The organism is Thiomicrorhabdus arctica DSM 13458, assembly GCF_000381085.1.
Classification (GTDB): Bacteria; Pseudomonadota; Gammaproteobacteria; order Thiomicrospirales; family Thiomicrospiraceae; genus Thiomicrorhabdus; species Thiomicrorhabdus arctica.
The window spans coordinates 58,091-77,190 of sequence record NZ_KB905901.1; the positions used below are offsets into that span (position 1 = coordinate 58,091).

The 19,100-nt window shown below is 38.0% G+C and carries 19 protein-coding genes and 1 tRNA gene; 12 read left to right on the forward strand and 8 right to left on the reverse strand.

All coding sequences use genetic code 11. From position 1 onward, the window contains the following. Nucleotides 1–58: 58 nt before the first annotated feature. The 4 genes from F612_RS0109875 to F612_RS0109890 all read left to right on the forward strand — a co-directional run bounded on the left by F612_RS0109875 (nucleotide 59) and on the right by F612_RS0109890 (nucleotide 2,951). Nucleotides 59–135, forward strand: a tRNA-Ile gene (locus F612_RS0109875). Nucleotides 136–360: 225 nt separating this feature from the next. After that, nucleotides 361–834, forward strand: a complete 474-nt coding sequence (locus F612_RS0109880) for a hypothetical protein (RefSeq protein WP_019557608.1) — start codon at nucleotides 361–363, stop codon at nucleotides 832–834. 14 nt (nucleotides 835–848) lie between these two features. Beyond that, nucleotides 849–2,264 (forward strand): HD domain-containing protein, encoded by a 1,416-nt coding sequence (locus F612_RS0109885; RefSeq protein WP_019557609.1) that lies wholly within the window; start codon nucleotides 849–851, stop codon nucleotides 2,262–2,264. A gap of 66 nt (nucleotides 2,265–2,330) precedes the next feature. Next, nucleotides 2,331–2,951: a hypothetical protein gene (locus tag F612_RS0109890; RefSeq protein ID WP_019557610.1), complete on the forward strand. Its 621-nt coding sequence runs from the start codon at nucleotides 2,331–2,333 to the stop codon at nucleotides 2,949–2,951. Nucleotides 2,952–2,986: 35 nt separating this feature from the next. On the opposite strand, the gene F612_RS12545 is transcribed toward F612_RS0109890, so the two are convergent. The 4 genes from F612_RS12545 to F612_RS0109915 form a co-directional block, all read right to left on the reverse strand. After that, the gene (locus tag F612_RS12545; protein ID WP_019557611.1) at nucleotides 2,987–4,540 is read right to left on the reverse strand and encodes a replication endonuclease; all 1,554 of its coding nucleotides are present in this window, start codon (nucleotides 4,538–4,540) and stop codon (nucleotides 2,987–2,989) included. Between the two features lie 239 nt (nucleotides 4,541–4,779). Further along, nucleotides 4,780–5,019: a helix-turn-helix domain-containing protein gene (locus tag F612_RS0109905; protein WP_019557613.1), complete on the reverse strand. Its 240-nt coding sequence runs from the start codon at nucleotides 5,017–5,019 to the stop codon at nucleotides 4,780–4,782. 39 nt (nucleotides 5,020–5,058) lie between these two features. Next, on the reverse strand, nucleotides 5,059–6,066 hold the full coding sequence (locus F612_RS0109910) for a hypothetical protein (protein WP_019557614.1): 1,008 nt from the start codon (nucleotides 6,064–6,066) through the stop codon (nucleotides 5,059–5,061). After that, nucleotides 6,063–6,983, reverse strand: coding sequence for a hypothetical protein (locus F612_RS0109915; protein ID WP_019557615.1), 921 nt, complete (start codon nucleotides 6,981–6,983; stop codon nucleotides 6,063–6,065). Before F612_RS0109915 ends, F612_RS0109910 begins: the two co-directional genes overlap by 4 nt. Before the next feature lie 100 nt (nucleotides 6,984–7,083). Between F612_RS0109915 and F612_RS12550 the strand changes: the two genes are divergently transcribed. Then, complete coding sequence (locus F612_RS12550; RefSeq protein ID WP_019557616.1) at nucleotides 7,084–7,932, forward strand: YDG/SRA domain-containing protein; 849 nt, start codon at nucleotides 7,084–7,086, stop codon at nucleotides 7,930–7,932. A gap of 10 nt (nucleotides 7,933–7,942) precedes the next feature. Here F612_RS12550 and F612_RS0109925 read toward each other — a convergent pair whose 3' ends face one another. Next, complete coding sequence (locus tag F612_RS0109925; RefSeq protein WP_019557617.1) at nucleotides 7,943–9,178, reverse strand: site-specific integrase; 1,236 nt, start codon at nucleotides 9,176–9,178, stop codon at nucleotides 7,943–7,945. An 858-nt stretch (nucleotides 9,179–10,036) separates the two neighbouring features. On the opposite strand from F612_RS0109925, the gene F612_RS0109930 reads away from it, so the two are divergent. Further along, complete coding sequence (locus F612_RS0109930) at nucleotides 10,037–10,525, forward strand: hypothetical protein (RefSeq protein ID WP_211209496.1); 489 nt, start codon at nucleotides 10,037–10,039, stop codon at nucleotides 10,523–10,525. A gap of 563 nt (nucleotides 10,526–11,088) precedes the next feature. On the opposite strand, the gene F612_RS0109935 is transcribed toward F612_RS0109930, so the two are convergent. Both F612_RS0109935 and F612_RS0109940 read right to left on the reverse strand, forming a co-directional pair. Next, nucleotides 11,089–11,844 carry a hypothetical protein gene (locus F612_RS0109935; RefSeq protein ID WP_019557619.1) on the reverse strand — a complete coding sequence of 252 codons (756 nt, stop codon included), beginning with the start codon at nucleotides 11,842–11,844 and terminating at the stop codon, nucleotides 11,089–11,091. A 33-nt stretch (nucleotides 11,845–11,877) separates the two neighbouring features. Further along, nucleotides 11,878–12,738 carry an HDOD domain-containing protein gene (locus tag F612_RS0109940; RefSeq protein WP_019557620.1) on the reverse strand — a complete coding sequence of 287 codons (861 nt, stop codon included), beginning with the start codon at nucleotides 12,736–12,738 and terminating at the stop codon, nucleotides 11,878–11,880. A 301-nt stretch (nucleotides 12,739–13,039) separates the two neighbouring features. On the opposite strand from F612_RS0109940, the gene F612_RS12555 reads away from it, so the two are divergent. Continuing rightward, nucleotides 13,040–13,834 (forward strand): putative metalloprotease CJM1_0395 family protein, encoded by a 795-nt coding sequence (locus tag F612_RS12555; protein ID WP_019557621.1) that lies wholly within the window; start codon nucleotides 13,040–13,042, stop codon nucleotides 13,832–13,834. A gap of 18 nt (nucleotides 13,835–13,852) precedes the next feature. Here F612_RS12555 and F612_RS0109950 read toward each other — a convergent pair whose 3' ends face one another. Next, nucleotides 13,853–14,176: an ArsR/SmtB family transcription factor gene (locus F612_RS0109950; RefSeq protein ID WP_019557622.1), complete on the reverse strand. Its 324-nt coding sequence runs from the start codon at nucleotides 14,174–14,176 to the stop codon at nucleotides 13,853–13,855. Nucleotides 14,177–14,355: 179 nt separating this feature from the next. Between F612_RS0109950 and F612_RS0109955 the strand changes: the two genes are divergently transcribed. The 5 genes from F612_RS0109955 to F612_RS12560 all read left to right on the forward strand — a co-directional run bounded on the left by F612_RS0109955 (nucleotide 14,356) and on the right by F612_RS12560 (nucleotide 18,957). Beyond that, nucleotides 14,356–15,750 carry a S41 family peptidase gene (locus F612_RS0109955; RefSeq protein WP_157760538.1) on the forward strand — a complete coding sequence of 465 codons (1,395 nt, stop codon included), beginning with the start codon at nucleotides 14,356–14,358 and terminating at the stop codon, nucleotides 15,748–15,750. A 242-nt stretch (nucleotides 15,751–15,992) separates the two neighbouring features. Continuing rightward, nucleotides 15,993–16,547 carry a DJ-1 family glyoxalase III gene (locus tag F612_RS0109960; RefSeq protein WP_019557624.1) on the forward strand — a complete coding sequence of 185 codons (555 nt, stop codon included), beginning with the start codon at nucleotides 15,993–15,995 and terminating at the stop codon, nucleotides 16,545–16,547. A 239-nt stretch (nucleotides 16,548–16,786) separates the two neighbouring features. Further along, nucleotides 16,787–17,179, forward strand: coding sequence for an HvfA family oxazolone/thioamide-modified RiPP metallophore (locus F612_RS0109965; RefSeq protein WP_019557625.1), 393 nt, complete (start codon nucleotides 16,787–16,789; stop codon nucleotides 17,177–17,179). Nucleotides 17,180–17,321: 142 nt separating this feature from the next. Beyond that, entirely contained in the window at nucleotides 17,322–18,164 is an 843-nt protein-coding gene (locus F612_RS0109970) for an HvfB family MNIO-type RiPP peptide maturase (protein WP_019557626.1), read from the forward strand. Next, nucleotides 18,154–18,957, forward strand: coding sequence for an HvfC family RiPP maturation protein (locus tag F612_RS12560; RefSeq protein WP_019557627.1), 804 nt, complete (start codon nucleotides 18,154–18,156; stop codon nucleotides 18,955–18,957). Before F612_RS0109970 ends, F612_RS12560 begins: the two co-directional genes overlap by 11 nt. The last annotated feature ends 143 nt before the right edge of the window (nucleotides 18,958–19,100 follow it).

Consider the following 19,100-nt stretch of genomic DNA (forward strand, 5'->3'; position numbering starts at 1 on the left):
CGTTATAATAAGCGCCAATTAAACTCACCAGGCCTGGTGAGTTTAAACTCCCTATTTGGGGCCCTTAGCTCAGCTGGTTAGAGCATCCGACTCATAATCGGCAGGTCCGCGGTTCAAGTCCGCGAGGGCCCACCATATTTATCAACGAGTTATCTCGTAATATCCTTTCCTATCTATTAAGAAAATATAATTTTGTAGCGCATTTGTAGCACATTTGTAGCAAAGTGAAGTTGCTTATTGGCAGATTACTTTGAATAAGTACTAATTACTATATTTTAAATGCCTCACTGATGTATAATCCCCGGACTTTTGTTAAACTTAGATTTGAAAAGCCTAGTTTAAGTAATTTAGGGGGCATATATGGATACGAATTTACAATTGTTAAAACAGTTTTACTGTGAGTTAAATGTTCCACAGGATGTTGTTAGTATTGATCAAAGGTTAGTTTTGCAAAAGGTTGCATTGCTTGGTCAGTCGGTTGGCGTGTCTTTAGACTATACATATAACTGGTATGTAAAGGGGCCTTATAGTCCATCTCTGACAGAAGATTATTTTAAACTACAAGGTTATGTGGATAAGCCGAGTCAATTTAAGTTTAATCAAGCTGTTAAAGAAAAATTGAACTCTTTATCAGAAGTGATTCATAAGCATGATGTTGATGGAAAGATTCTACCTAAATGGGTAGAGGCGCTTGCTTCTATTGTGTTCTTGATCAAAAAAACCCACAAAACTGAAGATGAAGCAATTGCTGTTTTATTTAGTCAAAAATCACATATTGATGAAGATATGCGTAATGACGCGATACGAAATTTGAAAAAAATTAACTTAATCTAATAGGTGCAGTTTTTTTGAAAACTATAGCCGACCCTCTTTATGGATCCATTCAGCTTCGTCCTATTGAAGCTGAAATCATTAATACCGCTACCTTCCAACGCTTGCATAACGTTAAACAGTTAGGGCAAGCAAACCTAATATTTCCCGGCGCAAATTATTCTCGATTTTCTCACTCTATTGGTGCGCTGAGAAATGCAGGTAAGATGCTTCAAGCCTTAAAAGCAAATGATCATTCGCTTTCTGCTCAAATTGAACCCGTTGAAACTAAATACCGTTTAGCCGCACTTATGCATGATATCGGACACTTCCCTTTTTCGCATGCTACAGAAGGAGCTTTAAAACAGTATAAAAAAGACATGGATTCTGAAGGTTATACTGGTGATAGGTGTGAAGTCATTAGTAATCATGAAGCTTTTGGAGAATTGATCATTATGAACTCTCCTGAGATACAATCTATTTTAGAGAAAGCTGGATTAGATGCAGCAGATGTAGCTTCTGTTTTTGCAAGTAATGATGTTGGGATTAATGAAGGGGCGTTAAACCTTAAGCCAATAATCAGTTCTGAACTTGATTGCGATCGAATGGACTACTTAAAAAGAACTTCGCATTTTACAGGCTTACCATATGGCAACGTAGACATAGATTATTTGATTAGTAATACACGTTATATAAATGGTCAAATTTGTTTTGCTGGAAAAGCAAAGAAGTCTATAGATCATATGTTGTTAGCTAGGTTTCACGATTATCAACAGGTTGTTTTTCACAAAAAGTTAATTCCTTTGGAATGGTCTTTGATTGAGTGTGTTAAAGAGGCCGCTCATTCTCGCATTATCGATGTATCTCAAGAACAATTAATTGATCGAATTCAGAAAGGTGATATTAGAGGTTTTGATGATAATGAAATCATTTCAGCGATTAAAGTTTTAGAAACTCATTACAACAAAAGGCATAATATGCAAAAAGCAAATGCATACCATATTAATGCTGTTTTATATGGCGCTGCAGCAATTCAGGTTTGTTCATTTCAAGAATATATTCATGGCTCTGAATTAGAAGTTCATATTAAGGCAAGAATAGAGGTTGAAAAAATTGTTGAGGAGTATTGTACTAAACAAGGCATTGATCCAGATTATGTCTATTTATGGTCAAAAGAACATTATATTTCAAAGGTTCCGCCTTCATTGTTATGTTCTAAAGATGGTTTAGATTCAATTCCTAATAAGGAAGAGTTGGTTTTTATAACTGATTTATCTTATGCAGAAAAACCAAAGCCTCTTATTGAATTACCTGATTCAATGATTAGGATTTTGGCCGAACAAAACCTTTCAGATATTAGAGTTTTTATCCTGCCAATAGATAATCATGAGCAGTATGTGAGTGAACTGAGTCAATTGATTCAACAGTTCTTCAAGGATGCGTACACTTATTGACAGAACTCCAAGTTTGAAATGATTGGGGGTTGAAATAACAGGTTTAATTTCTTAAAAAGGATATTCATGTCATCACAAGTGCCAACACCAGGTGTGTATCGAATCACACAAGGTGAAAACAAAGATAGAGCCATATTTATTCCATTTATTGAAGAATTTAAAGGCTCTGACTTCTGGTCATTTGATATTTTCTTACCTGAAAAGTTCATGCTTGTAGATAAGTTTATCGACGAGGACTGGTTAGAAATTGTTGAGCGTGATGCCCCTGTTTTTGAATCTGAAATGCCTAGAGAGCTTTTAGAGCAAGCCCGATTTATGCGTGACCATGTCCATTCACTTACATACTCAGGGTTCATGCCAAACTCTAATTTGGACACAATACAAGACAGCCCTCCTCGTTTAGGTATATACAGAATCCATGAGGAGTTTGCTGATGATAAGAATCTATACATCTTCAAAACACTTCCATTTGAAGAGGACGAAGACGGTATCATTATTGATTTTGATGTCGCCATTTTTGCACCTGAGAACTCAGGTTTATATGTAATACCTGGCTCAATGTTTACAGTAATTTCCGATTTTTTTGAGCTTAAATTCATTAGAGAACTTTCAGAAAGTGATTTAGGGGACGTTGCTGATGCTACTGATAAAGACATGGCTAGCTCCCAAACAAATATTATTAATTAATGGTTTTGGTACTATTATGGCTTCTGAGAACAAGTTTAATTAAACTGAGTTTTCTGACGAAAGGCCTGTCTTGTCCATTTCAGAAATCTGGTAATAATCTTTGAATTACCTAATAACATTCCTTTAATAGATTTAGTTGGCTCTTCATCGTAATAGCTTTGGCTCAACTCACCTGTTTCATTATCTCTTGTGTAGTCATATAACGGTCTAGCGAGTTGATCTTTGCGCTTCACAAATACACCTCCCATGATTTTAATAAACGCTTGCCAGTTAGATGTATCTGCTGAATGCCGTAGTTCATTTAATGCTTTGTTTTGTTCTGTTTGATGCTCTTTTAGTCTTCTTGCTTCTCTCCAGACGGAAACAGAGGGGCCTCCTAGCTGTTGAAATTGCCTAATACCCCAACAAGATGCCCAAGCGTTAACGCGTTCAGCAGCGGTAACAGGATTCTCTCCATATATTCCGGTATCTAAATCACTACCATCGATATTTTTAGAAATGTACTTTGCTATGTATCCTGTAGCTGATCCTTTATTAGGATCAATTCTTTTAACGGTAAAGCGATGCTCTTGCGCACCCTTTTCGTTAGGATCTTTCATTAGTGCATACTCTTTACAAATTTCCGTTAACAGTTTTGATTCGTTAACGTTAACGAAAAGTAACAAATGCCAGTGTGGTGTTCCATCATGATTGGGTTCAGCAACTCTAAAGCCATAGAATCTTATATTTTCACGGTCGAGTTTTGCCCGGATTCGTTGCCATATATTATTTAGATAATTTTGGGCATCTAGCGGAGTGTATCCTCCCCATTTAGGGTTTGAATCACCTGAGCGACTAAATGAACGGTGATACTTTGAAGGGCAGGTAATTGTTAAAAAAAGAGCTTCGTGATTTAGAGTTTTTGAGATGTCTTCAAAGCCTCTGATTCTAACCATAAGTTCGGCTTTGCGTATCTGAGGATTTGATACACTTTTATCGGAAAGTTCTTTAAGGGAAAAGCTCTGTCCTAAATTATTTGTGAACATGGTGGATGACATCGAGCGCTCATGTCTGCGTAATTGATTTCTTCGTTGTGAGGCTAACCAGTCACTGGCATAGATACCTTTAATGCGATTCACTGCATTCAAGTGATGCTGCACAGTTTCAATATTTCTCGTTAACGATCTTCTAAACTTTCTTAGCCACCATAAGGGGTCACAAAGACGTTTAACAATACCCTGTGGATTTCCGTTAACGTTAACTGAAATACCATAGGTGTTAGCGTAGTTAATTAGATTGCTACAAATTTCGTTAATGTTAACGTTATTAGAAGACGCACTGTAAACCGTGCAAATATGAGCCCTCTGATCAGCGTATTCTCGAAGAGAGTCTTCGTCATGATTAAGATTTAGTAGCGAGGGTTTGATGTTAAGCTTTTGACCAATATGTTCCTCGAAATTTAATAGGAATAGGTTGGCATCTCTTCTTTCTTTTATTGAACAGTATTCTCGGAATAATATTTTTTGAATTTCGTAAGGGAAGGTTGAAAGTTTCTCTTTAACGAAATCTTGATCGTCACGAATAACTGTCGAGATATTAATGTTAGTCATTAGTTTCACCGTTAACGTTAACGGAATAATAACGTTCCCATCTCAATCCAAAACTGTTGAAGGTTGTATACCGAATTTCACCATCCCGGAAAAGTCGATGTATTACCGGAGTAATCCCGGAAATCGGACACTCTTCAATTCCGGAAAACTTACCGAAAGAAGGGCCCGGTTCCGAGCATTGTTCTACTGTGTTTCCCTGTTGAAACCATTTAAGTAATAGAGCTTTATTGCCTTTGAAATTATTCACCGGAAACCTCCGGGAAATTACCGGAAATATGTTTCCGGAAGCTTTCGAGCCAAAGGTCTAAATCATCTTTTAAATAACGAATAGATCGACCGATCTTGATAAACGGTGGGGCAATGGTTCTACCGGAACGATTCCCCTCCATTCTTGATTGACGAAGGAATGAACGACTCATTCCAATATATTGAGATGTTTCTTGCTCAGTGAGAGCGCGTGATGCGTTTTGATTGTTCATGTTTGTGTACTCCTTGTTCTGTTGGAATACACAATAGCGTCACTTTTTAGGTAGTGACGCTACCGATGACGCAAATGGTGATCTTGATTTTTTAGTGAGAAAGAATGCTTTTAAAATACTATATTGAATTATTATTATAGGAATTGAAATGGGTAAGAAAACAATATCTAGCAATGAAATTCTCTCTTCTTTACTTCGTATATTTATGATTTTTTGAGGTGTTTTATCTTCTGAAAGGATAAGGATAGTCGAAAATAAAATACCTGTAATTATTGGAAACGTTAAGTTTGATGACACGTCAAACAAAACCTTAAATTGTTCTATGGTGCCGTTTTGCCTAAAGTTGTCTATATATATGTACATATATATTCCGAAAACGATAGCGAATGATGAGAGTTCAGTTAATCTTTCAGATTTACCAGAAAAGTTTTTCAAAATAAAGTGTGAGCTAACTGTTCCTATAGCCGTGTAGATAAAAGCTGAAGAAAGCACATGGTTTTCATCTCCGATCAACTCCTTAAAAAGGGGTTGAAACAGAATGAAATTAAGCCCTAAAAATGTTGTTACTAGTAGGGCAACATACGTTGATTTATTTCGCTCTCTTGATTTGTTCATTAGAGGAATCATGGACATTAAGCTTGTAGTAAGTAATGAGAAAACCAGAGTTAATAGGAGTATGGTTTGTATTGCGTCAATAGCTATTGGGCTATTTAGATTGATTAAAGAAAGAATAAAAATGAATAAAAATGTAAGAAGAGCGTTAACGATAAGGCTTGCCCCCAAAACATTCATGGCTTTGTTAAAACTGTCATATCTATAATCATTTCTATGAAAGTATTTCATGATTATGGAAATGCTAATTGTAGATAGCATTATTGACCACAAAACATTAGCATCTTGGTCGAAATCATAATGATAAATATAAAAAGTTATTGTTAATGATGACGCAAGTAATGCGTAGAAAAACGAAGCCTTATTACGCCATATGTCTAATATAGGTTCTTTTAGTTCGGAGAGTAAATAATTAGTTAGCTGCTTTATATTCATAGTTTTTTTCTCAATTTAGAAAGCTTGTTTTTATAACTTTCTCTAGAAAGCTCTCTTTTTTTTCTATTTCGCTCATCTCTCCAAGTTATGAGGGTTTGAGAGACTTCTTCTAAAATACCGTCAATATCATATGAGCGATCAAAAATCTCTTTTTTAGATTCGATTCTTAGGATGTTCCAAACATGATCTGAGCGACCGGGATTATTTTCAAGAATAGTAATGATGACTTCATCAAGGGCGTTAGGTGCCTTTGGTCGTGAAATAGGAGCCGGTAAAGAAGCTATTTCAGGCTGTACTAATTTTAAAATTTCCGATTTACAAAATCTTAAATCAGCGGGATAAAACTCTTTTGTGTCATAACTGACCTTTTGATCGAAGAGTCGTTTAAAGTCTTTTTTTGATTGATTTAATTGCTCATGGGATTCAGCATCAAAATCATCAGTCCTAGATGCTATAAAAGAGTTAAAAATATTGCTTATTGAGGAAGCTGCTTGCGTCTTTGAAGCCGTTGTTACATTAATAAAAGCCCAAAAGTCAAAATCGGGAGCTTTACAGTGTTTATATTGTAGATATGTTTCATTTGGAAGGTCTAATTTAAGTGGAATACTATCGGACCAACTTCTAACTTCTTCAGGCTGTTTAATTACAAAGCGACGAATCTTAATGAGCTTATTCTTAGTTAGTAAATCATTAATTTTATCTTTTTGAATGCCTACTGCTCCTGTGTATGAAAATGATCCAAGTATGCTTGGTTTTTCATCTCCTTTGTATGAGCCTTCTGCAAACAATCTACTTGCACTGCACCAGCAGTAGAGCTTGATTTGATTTTTATGAAACATCTCTATTAGATCAAATTTATTTAATCCGGGAATTCGATCAGCTTCTTCTAAATGTAAGTAGTCTCTTTCTGCAATCATTGTTTTTATCGTTTATTTGTGCGTAATCCTGTGTATATTAGTTCATGGTGGTATAAATTCAATGTTTTATATTCAGTAGGTTAGGTAGGAAATTTATTTTATGAGTAAGGTTTTTGGCGGTATAGATGGAGTGAAAGAAGGTGATATCTTTCAAAATAAAAAGGACCTGAAAGATAGAGGTGTTCATCATGACATGTATAAAGGAATAGCAGGGCTACAAGATGAGGGAGCGTATTCTGTTGTTTTGGCAGGTGAATATACCGATTTAGATAATGGCAATGAAATTATATATACCGGAGAGGGTGGTAAACCTGGGAAAGATGGTTTTGTTACAGAAGATCAAATGTTTAATTCAGGAAATAAAGCTCTAGCAAAAAATAAAAATGAAGGGTTGCCAGTAAGGGTTTCTAGAAAGGTTGATGGTGATCATTTTGTGTATGCGGGTTTATACCGAGTTGATGATTATTGGCAAAATATAACCAGCCTTGGGAAAGCTTTTTGGCAGTATCGGTTGATAAAACTAGAAGATGGTTCTAAAGCTAGAGGAGTTGAAGAAGATAAGGGAGAATATGATCGTAAGGTTCAAAGAATTGAGGCCCTGGTTCAGAGGCAGGTTAGAGACTCAAGGCTTTCCAAGCAAGTAAAGAAAATCTATGGCTACAAGTGTCAAATATGTGGAGAAGCTTTAGAAACGAAAGCCGGATTATATGCGGAAGGAGCTCATATTAAACCACTAGGATTTCCTCATGATGGCTCTGATGCTTTGAATAATATTTTATGCCTTTGTCCCAATCATCATGTCTTATTTGATAATGGAGGTATAACTATTGAGGATGATTACACTATTAATGATATTTCCGGAAAACGTCAGGGTCATAGATTGTTGTTTAAAGGTAGTGAGCATCCAATTGATATAGAAAATATCCGATATCACAGACGCTTGAAGTAGCTCTAAAGGCTTAGCCAATTAAATTTACAGCCGCCGCTTTGTGCTCAGGTGCAAGATGGGCATAACGCAAAGTCATCTTAAGATCTGAGTGCCCGAGTAATTCACGAACGGTATTCAGATCGACTCCCGCCATTACAAGTTTACTCGCAAAGTGATGACGTAGATCGTGAAATCGAAAGCTCTCTATTTCAGCATCTTTCAATATCGCTAAAAATCCCTTCTTTGTATCTTTAAATGGAATTCCTGGCTTGGACTCAAAGACATACTTTTTGCTATTAGTCTGATCTTTCCAATCGTTTATCGCTTGAAAGGCTTCACCGTTAAGCGGAATGTGTCGGGAGTTTTTAGACTTGCTGTTTTCGCTGGTTATGGTCAGTACCTTATTAATGAGATCGACTTGTGCCCATTCAAGCGAAAGTATTTCGCCGCGGCGCATGCCTGTATTCATGGCAAGTAAGATCATGGGTTCTAAATGATCTACAAAGCGCGTGTTTACTAAAGAAGGTAATAGCTCATAGCCGCGATCAGTTCTAAATTGATTCGCGCTTTCTCTCGATTGTTTTATTTCAGAATCACGGTCTTTTAATGCCGTTCTTAAACGCGCTTCTTCTTGAGTGGAAAGGTATCGGACAACGGTGTTATCTTTTCTAATAGCTTTGACCTTATTGAGGTCATGCTTTTCGATTACACCCCAATCAACTGCACGTGATAGTGCACCTTTCAAAGTGTTTAAATAGTAATTGATCGTTGTGGGTGCTAGGCCATCTTTGATTTTTCGATTACGCCACTTTTCAATTTGGAAAGGGACGATCTGATCAATGTCTTGATCTAAGAACTCTTTGAAACTGGAGTTCAGTTCTCTAAATATCTTCTTAGCCGTTTTGGGGTTTCTGGACTCTAGAAAGGGAAGGTAGTTTTCTTCAAGAAAGCGATCAAGTCGTAAATGGTAGCGTCTCTGATTTTCTGTTTTAGCGACTTTTTTATCGGCTTGTATGTTGACGCCTTGTGCGATGTCCGCCGATTTGAGTTTTGCATGATCTCTGGCTTGGGTTGCGGTTAGTTCTCCAGAGGTACCAATTTTAAAATTGGCTTGCTGACCATTTAGGCGGTAATACAGGTAGTAGGTGATACGGCCTGTTTTTGATATGCGAGCATGAAAACCTGGGATCTCTGTATCGTTGATACGCTCCAATCCAGGAGAGAGGGTTTTCATGGATGTGATTGTAATTTTTTGTCTAATCGCCATTTGTTATATCCGTATATGTAGCACATATGTAGCAGAATCATTATACTTTTATGAACTTGGGTAAACAATGAAGAATTTATGAAGTGTTTTAAGATGTTGAATATGAAGGGTAATTTGTGTATATTTGTACATTGTTGTTTATGGTGGTTTTAGCTTAATTCCGACTCATAATCGGCAGGTCCGCGGTTCAAGTCCGCGAGGGCCCACCACTTCTTATTTAGTAGCCAAATCAATCTTTACCCTCAGTATTACGATCCACTCAATTTAACGCTATGATTTCGTTATGCATATTCATTTTCAATAACCCAAAAATACCTTTTCCTCCCTTGAGAATTAAAGCTTGATTCATTGGGCTTAAAGCATTGTGTTTTCTCTAAGCAAAACGCGATATACCGTTCGGAAGTTGCACTGCATTTGATGGAGATAAAAACATCCAATCTCACTGACACTTAAAATCGTTTTTGTAATTTAGCTGATTGCATTCATATTATCTGCTTTGTGTAGAGGCTAAGGGTGCATCATCTAATTTATCTTAAGGTCATAATGTACTTATGGTGTGTTTTGCTCTGAATACAGCTCTGTTCTAACCATGGCTAACTTATTTTATAAAAGGTGGAAGATATGCTGAGATCAAGCACGAGCTTTTTATTTTTCGCTTGATTTAATAATACATAGATACTTTTTTATTACCTTTTAACGATTTAAGTCGAAGTGGCGCTCTATATTTGGATTATAAATAAAAGTGATTTAAGTCTTCTTGAGGAGCTGTAAACATTCTAAAGTAGTGGTCATTAATAGATCAGGTTATAATAAGTACTTGTATGGTCTGTATTATTGCTTATAATGAGTTGTGGATTTATGGAAAGCTTAAATATGATTACTGCGAATATAGAGATTTATTTTGATACAAAGGAATCTATCGAAAGGATACGGAATTTTAATGTTCAGAGACTACCGAGAGATACGGAGCTGTGCGATCAGTTAAATTTTCACGATCCGGCTCAAAAGTTAATCGAACTATATAAAAGACTTTCAGCGGTCTCTTTAAGGGACTTACCTGACGATGTATTAATGACAATACAAAACAACGCGAATTGTAATTATCAGATTTTTCAACAAATACTGAATTTTGACTTTGAACAAAATAACCCTGGCGAAGCTAGAATCATGCTTTTAAATCAAATTTCAGCAGCTTACCAATCCACATTTAACGCCTTGCAACAATATATTCCTAATGTTCTATACCGTCGTTCTACAGATTTTCAAGCCTTAAAATCAGATACTCGTAGAATGCTACAATCCGCTGAAATAACAGAACAAGAATATAAGGCTCTGCTTGAATATTAGAGTTTGAAGTTCAGAGGAGACTCAGAATAAAGTGATAGTCTAGGTTAAAGTAGTAAGCTTATCGCATATAGAATCAGTTAGTTTCACCATTTTGAAAATGGCTGGAGGTGATTAAGATAGATTAAAACATGTTGATCCATGCGAGAATGAAATTGATTTACGTGGACTTTCTCTTAGTAGATTCCATCAAGAACACTCCAAAAGTAATTTCTATCATGCTTATCGAAAACATCTCCTAGTTATAAAGGAGGTCTTGTTCGTCATTTCCCAATGCAGACAATCTCGACAGAATACATTTAACTCATTTGGATATGTGACCTTAAGTTGAAAGGTTTCAGTCTCATCTGTATTAAGCCCTCTCTATTGGCTGATTCTGTATTGATATTCATTGAAGTCGGTTTATCAAGTTAAGAAATGGAGGGGGGTTGTAAGTTTTAATTTGAGACTGCGAATAAATAGCGCATTAAAAGACTGATGCAAAACGAATTTCCACAACTTTAAGATACGGATCTATCGTTCACGTATGTGAATAGCGAGTAACGCTCTATAACCTTCTTTGTAACTTATGACCTAATTTGTGACTGTTTTTGAGCTTTTTTACCATTCAAATTTAGCATGGCTTCACGTCCAAGTGCTGCACGAGTAATGGCTTCATTAACCTTTTTAATAATTGCAATTTTGACTTCATCGGGTACGGAAAAATCATCTGAAAAAGTAGATGAACTCTTAATTTTTTCATAATTCTTTTTGGCTTTATCTGGGACGGTCAATGTTATTTGATAATTTTCACCCCTTGGTTGCTCAGGTTGAATTTTAAAGTCAGGATGTTGCAACATGCGCTCGATATCTTCGATAAAGCAATCGGTATTTCGTATGACTCGACTTTGAGTCGAGAGCGTAATGGAGGCGTATTCTGCGGGGGTATAGACTTTGTCTACTGCAATCTGTTTTGCTGTGAGTTGCTGGTCAGATGAAATAAAGGGCTGTATCGATTTTATGAATTCGTGGCGTTCAAGCGCCATTATTGGTTTCAGTGCCGCGGATTTAGCTTCCTCTAATTGATATTTATAGATGGCCAGATAAGCTAGGCTAAAAATAACCGTCAATATGCCGAATACAATTAAGATTGATAGCATCTTTATATCGGTGTAAAAAGCTAGAATGATAATGCTTAAAATAATGGTCGCGGAGTACGCTGCTATGATGCTAATAAGACCTGGTTTTTTGACATACCAGGGATAGTAGAGTTCCTCTTTAAATAGAGTCGTGTCTATGTCGAGTAATTGTTTAAGTCCACTGATATTGTCAAAATGTGTCACGGGTTTTCCCTGTGTTTTAGGTTAGGTGTCGGCTTAATGTCCAGCAGGACCTTTACCCACTGATGTCCCCCATTTCATTACTGCGGCATTGGCGGCTTTAACTGCTGTATCGGGTAGGCCAAGTATTTTTAAGCCCAGGTTGCGGTACTCTTTGAGTTCTTGAGTGATATATTGGCCATCAATCGTCGAGCTGACAATAAAGTTGGATACCATGATGAGCGCAGTAATGTGTCGAGTCTTTTGATCATTAGCCGTTTTAAGCTCAAACGCGGTGTCATGGTGTAGCAGTATTGATTTATAGACTTCTGGGTTGATATGCCATTTTTTGGCAATTAACGTTCCCATAAAGGTATGGCTGGTGTTGTATTGTTCAAGTTCTTTGGCATAAGCACTGACCGGGTTTGCCAATTGCGAGTTAAAGGTTTCAATATAAGACTCGGGGTTTAGTCGAGAGATATATATAGCACCTACATTTTGCATCAACCCGGCTATATACGCTTCTGAGCGCGTGACATCAAACACCCAGTAAGAAAGTTCTGCTGCCGCGAGGCCAGCCTTTGCCCCGTGAGATAAGATCTGCCTTTCAAGTGGACTTTGCGCAATTAGATTGGTTAAGCTACTTGCAAGAAATATATTGTATATCTCATCTAACCCCAAGACATTGACCGCAGCTTTCGCATCCCGAATATCTGTTTTTTCATTAGTAATGTTGGTATTGACTAACGTCATAAAATTACCCAAAAGTTCTGGGTTATGACTGATTAAATTCGCTATTGTGACCGTGTTTGGATATTTTTTATTTAACTCTTCCTTGAGGCGAATGATCTCTTCAGGAATATTCGGAATACTCGTTTTGGCAATGATCTGAGCTGCGATGGATAATTTTTGTTGCATAGTCGTTTACCAAATTTATGATCTTTTTTAATCGCTTGGCGGTTTGCCTATATAAAGCGTTGTGCAAAACTGTCGTATCAATGGATTTACCTACGGTCAAGCTCAGCTGACATTAACTGATAATGCTCTCATAATAACGGAAAAGATCGCATTGGTAACGCGTTAAATTACGAATGGCATAGGTTTGAACGGCATTTTTGCGTTAATTGATTGATTTTTATAGATATTTTGCTAAAATTAAAAGAAGTGGGAGTCGTTTGACCGTTTACTTTACGGTTTTAAACATCATAAGGGGGCCTATGTGATTAGTCAGGTAAGTAGTGGAGGTCTTGTTTATGCACCGTTATCACAAGCGGTGAGAGAGACATCTTTGTCTGAGGTGAAAGCCTTGCCTGCTCAACCTGCTTCTGCGCTTAATCAGTCAAATACGAATAACAGCCTGCCCTTAAATTCATCTGCGAGCACGACGGATTCGGAGAATGAAACTCGTCAGAGAAATGCTAAGGTTCAGCAAGTCATTAACCAGCTTAAAGCGCGAGATTCTGAAGTTAAGGCACACGAAATAGCGCATTTGTCTGCTGCTGGTGCTTATTCTACAGGTGGCATGAGCTTTACTTATCAGACGGGTCCCGAAGGTCGTCAGTATGCTGTTGGTGGAGAGGTTGGAATTGATGTGTCAGCTGTGGTGGGAGATCCTCAAGCAACTTTGCAAAAAGCGATGGTGGTATATGGTGCGGCTTTAGCCCCGGCAGAACCCTCGGCACAAGATAATAAGGTTGCAAGTGCCGCCACGCAAATGATGGCACAAGCCCGCGCCGATATTGTGGCGTTATCTCAAAAGGAGCGAATAGTTGAGTCGGAAGAAAGCGCAGAAAAGGATTCAGTTTCTGAGGCAGAGTTTGGAGACCGTACGGTGGCGCTAGGATCTGTTTTGGAGAGCTCTTCTCATTCAGCCAACATAAATAGCATGTCTTTGCAAAATGCGTTTCTAACTAAAAATCTTAAGACGAGCATCCTTGCCGTAAGTTCTGACCGTAATCAGTTTGACTTAAGAGTGCAGTTTCCCGTCAATAGTCCAAGGTCAACCTTTCGCTAATCTTTTGCATTTTAAAACTTAATTTTTTTCGAGTTGGCAAAAGGTTTGTTGCATCGCATTCATTAGTTCCAATATATTGTGGTCTCGTACCTTGCACAAAATCTTACTGCCTTCTCGACGCGAGACAATAATCTCTTTTTCCCTTAAAATATCAATATGCTGAGAAATATTACTTTGTGTTGTACCCACTTTTTTAACAATATCCATAACAGGTAATTCTTGCTCACCAATGACGCATAGAATTTTAAGTCGTAGAGGATGTCCCATTGCTTTTAGTGCTTTAGAAGCTTTAAGGATGTTTTCTTCTTTTATCCCAAAAAGAGGGTTGTCTTGTTGATCCATACTCACCTAGTATCCATTTGTTAGTGATTTCATTATATAAGAATATTATTAATATATTGAAATTCTAATGAAATCGAGTCATTCTGTCACTTAAAGTTCACTTATAATGAACCAAATATTTAATAAATGTCTTGGTTTTTAACTTAACACATTGAAAGATAAGATAAAATTTAATTGTTATGGAGAGCGGTGTGAGTACATCAGGTTTAAAGAAAATCATGTGGATTGGAACAGGTACACTTTTAGGTGCCATGATAGCTGTCGGTACGACTGTTTGGGCCGATCAAAAACAGGCTGCCACGCCTACCGAAGAGGCTGCATTGTCTCTACCCTTAAAAGAGTTACGAGCTTTTGTTGAAGTGTTCGAACGCGTTTCTCATGACTATGTTGATGCTGTCGATGATAAAAAATTACTCGAAGGTGCCATCAGTGGCATGCTTTCCAATCTTGATCCGCATTCGGCGTATTTACCTCCCGAAGACTTTGCCGAGATGCAGGAGCACACAACAGGTGAGTTCGGCGGTTTAGGGATGGAAGTTGGTATGGAAGACGGTTTTGTTAAAATCATCTCTCCTATAGACGATACGCCCGCACAAAAAGCAGGAATAAAAGCGGGTGATTTAGTCATAAAATTAGGAAGTGAACCTGTTAAAGGCAAGACATTAGGTGAAGCCGTTAACATTATGCGTGGTAAACCCGGGACTAAATTAGAGTTGACCATTATTCGAAGCGGTGAAGATGCACCGCTTAAAATCGTAATTACGCGTGCGATTATTAAGGTTAAGAGTGTTAAGCAACGTATGCTTAAAGACAATATTGGTTATCTCCGTATCAGTCAATTTCAAATTAGAACGGGAAGTGATTTAATCAAAGGGATTGCAAAGCTTGAAAAACAAAATAAAGCACCTTTAGATGGGTTAGTGCTGGATTTACGTAATAACCCGGGTGGTGTATTAACGGCCGCCGTTCAAGTCTCTAATGCCTTCTTAAATAAAGGGTTAATTGTTTATACCGAAGGTAGAATTAAGAACTCACAGATGCGTTTTGAAGCTGAAAGTGGAGATGTCATGGCAGGTAAACCTATTGTTGTCTTGATTAACGAAGGTTCAGCCTCGGCTTCAGAAATTGTGGCGGGTGCATTACAAGACCAGAAGAGAGCTTTGATTGCTGGGCGAACAAGTTTCGGTAAAGGGTCTGTACAAACCCTACTGCAACTGAATAATGGTGCTGCGATTAAAGTCACGACAGCCCGCTATTTCACGCCATTAGGTCGGTCAATTCAAGCAGAGGGTATTAAACCCGATGTGACGATTGACTTGGTTAAAGTAGAGAAGGTGGATTCGCAAAAGCTAATGCGTGTGAAAGAGAAAGATTTAACTGGGCACTTGGTGAATGGGGATGATGGCAGTGATGAAATGATTCCAGATTCGAAAGAACAAGCGAATGATAAAGATGCTGTCAAAGTTGAAAAAGCTTCAGAAGAGTTAACACAGTTGTTAGATAAAGATTATGAGTTAAACGAATCATTACGTATTATTAAAGCAATGATTCTCGCGCAGAAGATGCAACAGTAAAATGGTTATAGTGAATACAAGTTGTTGATATGTCATTGTTTTCGTTGCAACTTGTTAGTCATGTACTGTTAACAAGGTTTACACTTTGAACCGTAGAACTTTATTTAATGTTCTCTCGACTCTTGTTTCTGACGGATGTAAATCCCTCATTGAGAACCAGATAAAACCACCGCTCTTGAATTAGACGGTGGTTTTTTTTGATACGAAATTTAAGATTTTCAGGGTAATTTGAGGATAAGGATATGACAAAGGTTTTAGTGCCTTTAGCGCAAGGTTGTGAAGAGCTGGAAGCTGTGACCATTATTGACTTGTTAGTCCGTGCGGGAGTCGATGTTATTACGGCAAGCCTGGATCATAATAAGGTGATTACTTGTAGTCGTGGTGTACAGCTTATTGCTCAAACGACTTTAGAATCAATATTGGACGAGTCATTTATAATGGTGGTTTTACCTGGAGGACAACCTGGTGCGGATCATTTAGAGCAGGATAAGCGGATTTTGTCCTTATTACGCACAACTGTGGAAGCGGGTGGTATTGTCGGTGCGATTTGCGCAGCACCTAAAGTCCTAGTAACGGCAGGCTTGCTCGATGGCCGACAAGCGACAAGTTATCCTGGCGTGATTGATATTCAACCTGCTCAAGGAATGTCTTATATCAACCAAGCTGTGGTGGATGATGGCAATGTGATAACGTCTAAAGGTCCTGGAACGGCCATGGATTTTGCCTTGACCTTAATTGAAAAGCTTAAAGGAAAAGCCGTTCGACTTGACGTGGAAAAAGAGCTACAAAGAATGTAAGCTTTGCATTTTTCTAGAGAATATGGCATTTTTGTTATATTGTTACATCCCAATTCGGTATTTTTACCTGTTCCGCGCTTAAGCTTAGGTTCTAAGACCATGGTTATTTGTTAGCAAAGACCTACCGCTTATTGGGCAAAATATTTGAAACAAAAAACCAACCATAGGGTCTTTTGTTATGACAGCGCAATTTAATACCGATAGAACGTAATAAAACTTAGTCATTATTGGAGAAGAACATGAAAACACGTAGAAACTTTTTAAAATTAGCGGGTGCGGCAATGGTAAGCGTAACGGGTGTTGCTTCGGCGAGTGAGAATCCTTTTGGCCTTACCAAGATGAAATCTGGCTACACTCAGGTGGCGATGGAAGGTAATTGTGGTGGAAACATGAAGAAAGAAGCCATGGAAAAGAAAGATGACATGGAAGGAAAGTGTGGTGGAAATATGAAAAAAGAAGCCATGGAAAAGAAAAGTGATATGGAAGGGAAATGTGGCGAAGGAAAGTGTGGCGGAAAAATGAAAGAAGAAGCCATGGAAAAAAAAGAGATGAAAAGCTCTAAAGAAGGCAGTTGTGGTGGCTGGTCTAAAAAAGAGCAAATGGAAGGAAAGTGCGGCGGTCAAAAGCTTTAATTCATATTTATTTGCATAGACTTTCTGCGTTGGTAAAAGTTTAGAGAATAACAAGCATGCTTAAACAGATGAGTCCGATTTGTATAAGCATGCTTTTTTGATGCTGGATGTCGAATCTAGAATTAAACCGAGGGTAAATCTCATGAAGCAAGGTGTGTATCCCGTTGAAGGTGTAGGGTTAGGGCTAAGACGGGATTTTTTTGATGAAATTATGGAACGTCCAGATTTCGATATCGATTTTCTAGAACTTGCCCCTGAAAACTGGTTAAGATTTGGCGGTCGTCAGGGTCGCCAGTTACGTACTTTAACCGAACGCCTGCCCTCTGTTTGTCATGGCTTATCCCTCAATCTAGGAGGTATTCAGCCTTTAGACGAAACCTATATTCGATCGTTAAAAAAGTTCTTTATTGAGCATGATATTCGCGCCTATACCGAACACCTTAGCTATTGTGGTGATAGTGGCCACCTTTATGATTTAATGCCCATTCCCTTTACGGAAGAGGCGGTATTTTATGTGGCCGAGAGGATTCGCAAAGTACAAGATATTCTCGAACGTAAAATTGGTATTGAAAATGTCTCTTTTTACGCTATGCCCAGTCAAGAGATGACTGAACAAGAATTTATAAATGCAGTGTTGCAAGAAGCGGACTGTGGTTTACTGTTTGATGTCAATAACACTTATGTTAATTCAATTAATCATCAGTACAATGCCGAAGATTATATGCAAGCCATGCCGAGTGACCGTATGATGTATTTGCATATGGCGGGGCATTTTGATGAAGCGGATGATTTGAAAATTGATACCCATGGTCAACCTGTTAAGCAGCAGGTTTGGTCTTTACTTGAAAAGACTTATCAACAGCACGGTTTAGTGCCGACTTTACTGGAACGGGATTTTAATATTCCTCCATTGACGGAGCTCATGTTAGAAGTTGAACAAATTCGCAGTTATCAAGTTGCTTGGAGACAGAAGAATGTTACCTAAATCCATTGAGAAACGCCCTCATTTTCAAGATTTACAACAACAATTTACAGATTATATCCGCAACCCCGATCAAGTAACGTACGCACCAACAGGTGAAGTCTCTATTGAACAACGTCGACTAACCACTTATCAGGAGCTTTTTTTTAATAATATAGAAGGTTTCTTTAGTCAAATTTTTCCTGTATGTGCCGACATTTTAGGCCAGGAAAGGTGGCTCGACATTATTCGTGAATATTTGTTAAAGCATCGTTCACGTACTCCATTGTTCCATGAATTGGGCGAGGAGTTTTTAGCTTTTCTTGAAGCTGAATTCACCCCGCTGACAACCGATCCGGATTTTATATTAGAATTAGCGCATTATGAGTGGGTTGAATTGGCTTTGAAGGTGTCCATTGAAATTGGCTTTAGTCGCGTTGAAATGAAGCAGGCCGATTTGAAAAATGCGGATTTAGAGAGGGCCTATAAACTGTCGCCAGTCGCCTGGCCTCTAGCGTATGAGTGGCCTGTGCACCAACTATCCAAAGCATTTCAGCCCGTAGAAAAGCCGGCTCAAACGACGACGCTACTCGTCTATCGAAGCGAAAAAACCAATGGTGATGAAGTTATCGAATTCATGATATTAGCGCCTTTGTTGTACCAGTTTCTTATGATGTTAGAAACGTCTGATTCTGCACAAATCGCTTTTGAATCAGTGGCTGAATCTTATCATTTAACCACTGAGCAAAGACAAGGTTTTGCATTGCAAACCATTCAAGAACTGATTGATTTAAACATTATTAAAGTGGTGATTTAAAATTTAGTCATCATTCATGTCCTAAACGTTACGAGCTGTTGGTTTTATTCAACGATGTTAGGCAAGTATTTTTAGGCATCATAAACAACCCTTCCATTTCAAACGAATCCTGCCACCAAACAATGACATTCATCGTAAAATTA

Excerpts from the sequence above, each read along its gene's own strand:
- F612_RS0109930 (WP_211209496.1), top strand. The coding sequence starts at position 10,037 with ATGGAAAGCTTAAATATGATTACTGCGAATATAGAGATTTATTTTGAT.
- F612_RS0109880 (WP_019557608.1), top strand. The coding sequence starts at position 361 with ATGGATACGAATTTACAATTGTTAAAACAGTTTTACTGTGAGTTAAAT.
- F612_RS0109955 (WP_157760538.1), top strand. The coding sequence starts at position 14,356 with ATGGAGAGCGGTGTGAGTACATCAGGTTTAAAGAAAATCATGTGGATT.
- F612_RS0109910 (WP_019557614.1), bottom strand. The coding sequence starts at position 6,066 with ATGAATATAAAGCAGCTAACTAATTATTTACTCTCCGAACTAAAAGAA.
- F612_RS0109960 (WP_019557624.1), top strand. The coding sequence starts at position 15,993 with ATGACAAAGGTTTTAGTGCCTTTAGCGCAAGGTTGTGAAGAGCTGGAA.
- F612_RS12550 (WP_019557616.1), top strand. The coding sequence starts at position 7,084 with ATGAGTAAGGTTTTTGGCGGTATAGATGGAGTGAAAGAAGGTGATATC.
- F612_RS0109950 (WP_019557622.1), bottom strand. The coding sequence starts at position 14,176 with ATGGATCAACAAGACAACCCTCTTTTTGGGATAAAAGAAGAAAACATC.
- F612_RS0109970 (WP_019557626.1), top strand. The coding sequence starts at position 17,322 with ATGAAGCAAGGTGTGTATCCCGTTGAAGGTGTAGGGTTAGGGCTAAGA.
- F612_RS0109965 (WP_019557625.1), top strand. The coding sequence starts at position 16,787 with ATGAAAACACGTAGAAACTTTTTAAAATTAGCGGGTGCGGCAATGGTA.
- F612_RS12560 (WP_019557627.1), top strand. The coding sequence starts at position 18,154 with ATGTTACCTAAATCCATTGAGAAACGCCCTCATTTTCAAGATTTACAA.
- F612_RS0109925 (WP_019557617.1), bottom strand. The coding sequence starts at position 9,178 with ATGGCGATTAGACAAAAAATTACAATCACATCCATGAAAACCCTCTCT.
- F612_RS0109940 (WP_019557620.1), bottom strand. The coding sequence starts at position 12,738 with ATGCAACAAAAATTATCCATCGCAGCTCAGATCATTGCCAAAACGAGT.
- F612_RS0109890 (WP_019557610.1), top strand. The coding sequence starts at position 2,331 with ATGTCATCACAAGTGCCAACACCAGGTGTGTATCGAATCACACAAGGT.
- F612_RS0109905 (WP_019557613.1), bottom strand. The coding sequence starts at position 5,019 with ATGAACAATCAAAACGCATCACGCGCTCTCACTGAGCAAGAAACATCT.
- F612_RS0109915 (WP_019557615.1), bottom strand. The coding sequence starts at position 6,983 with ATGATTGCAGAAAGAGACTACTTACATTTAGAAGAAGCTGATCGAATT.
- F612_RS12545 (WP_019557611.1), bottom strand. The coding sequence starts at position 4,540 with ATGACTAACATTAATATCTCGACAGTTATTCGTGACGATCAAGATTTC.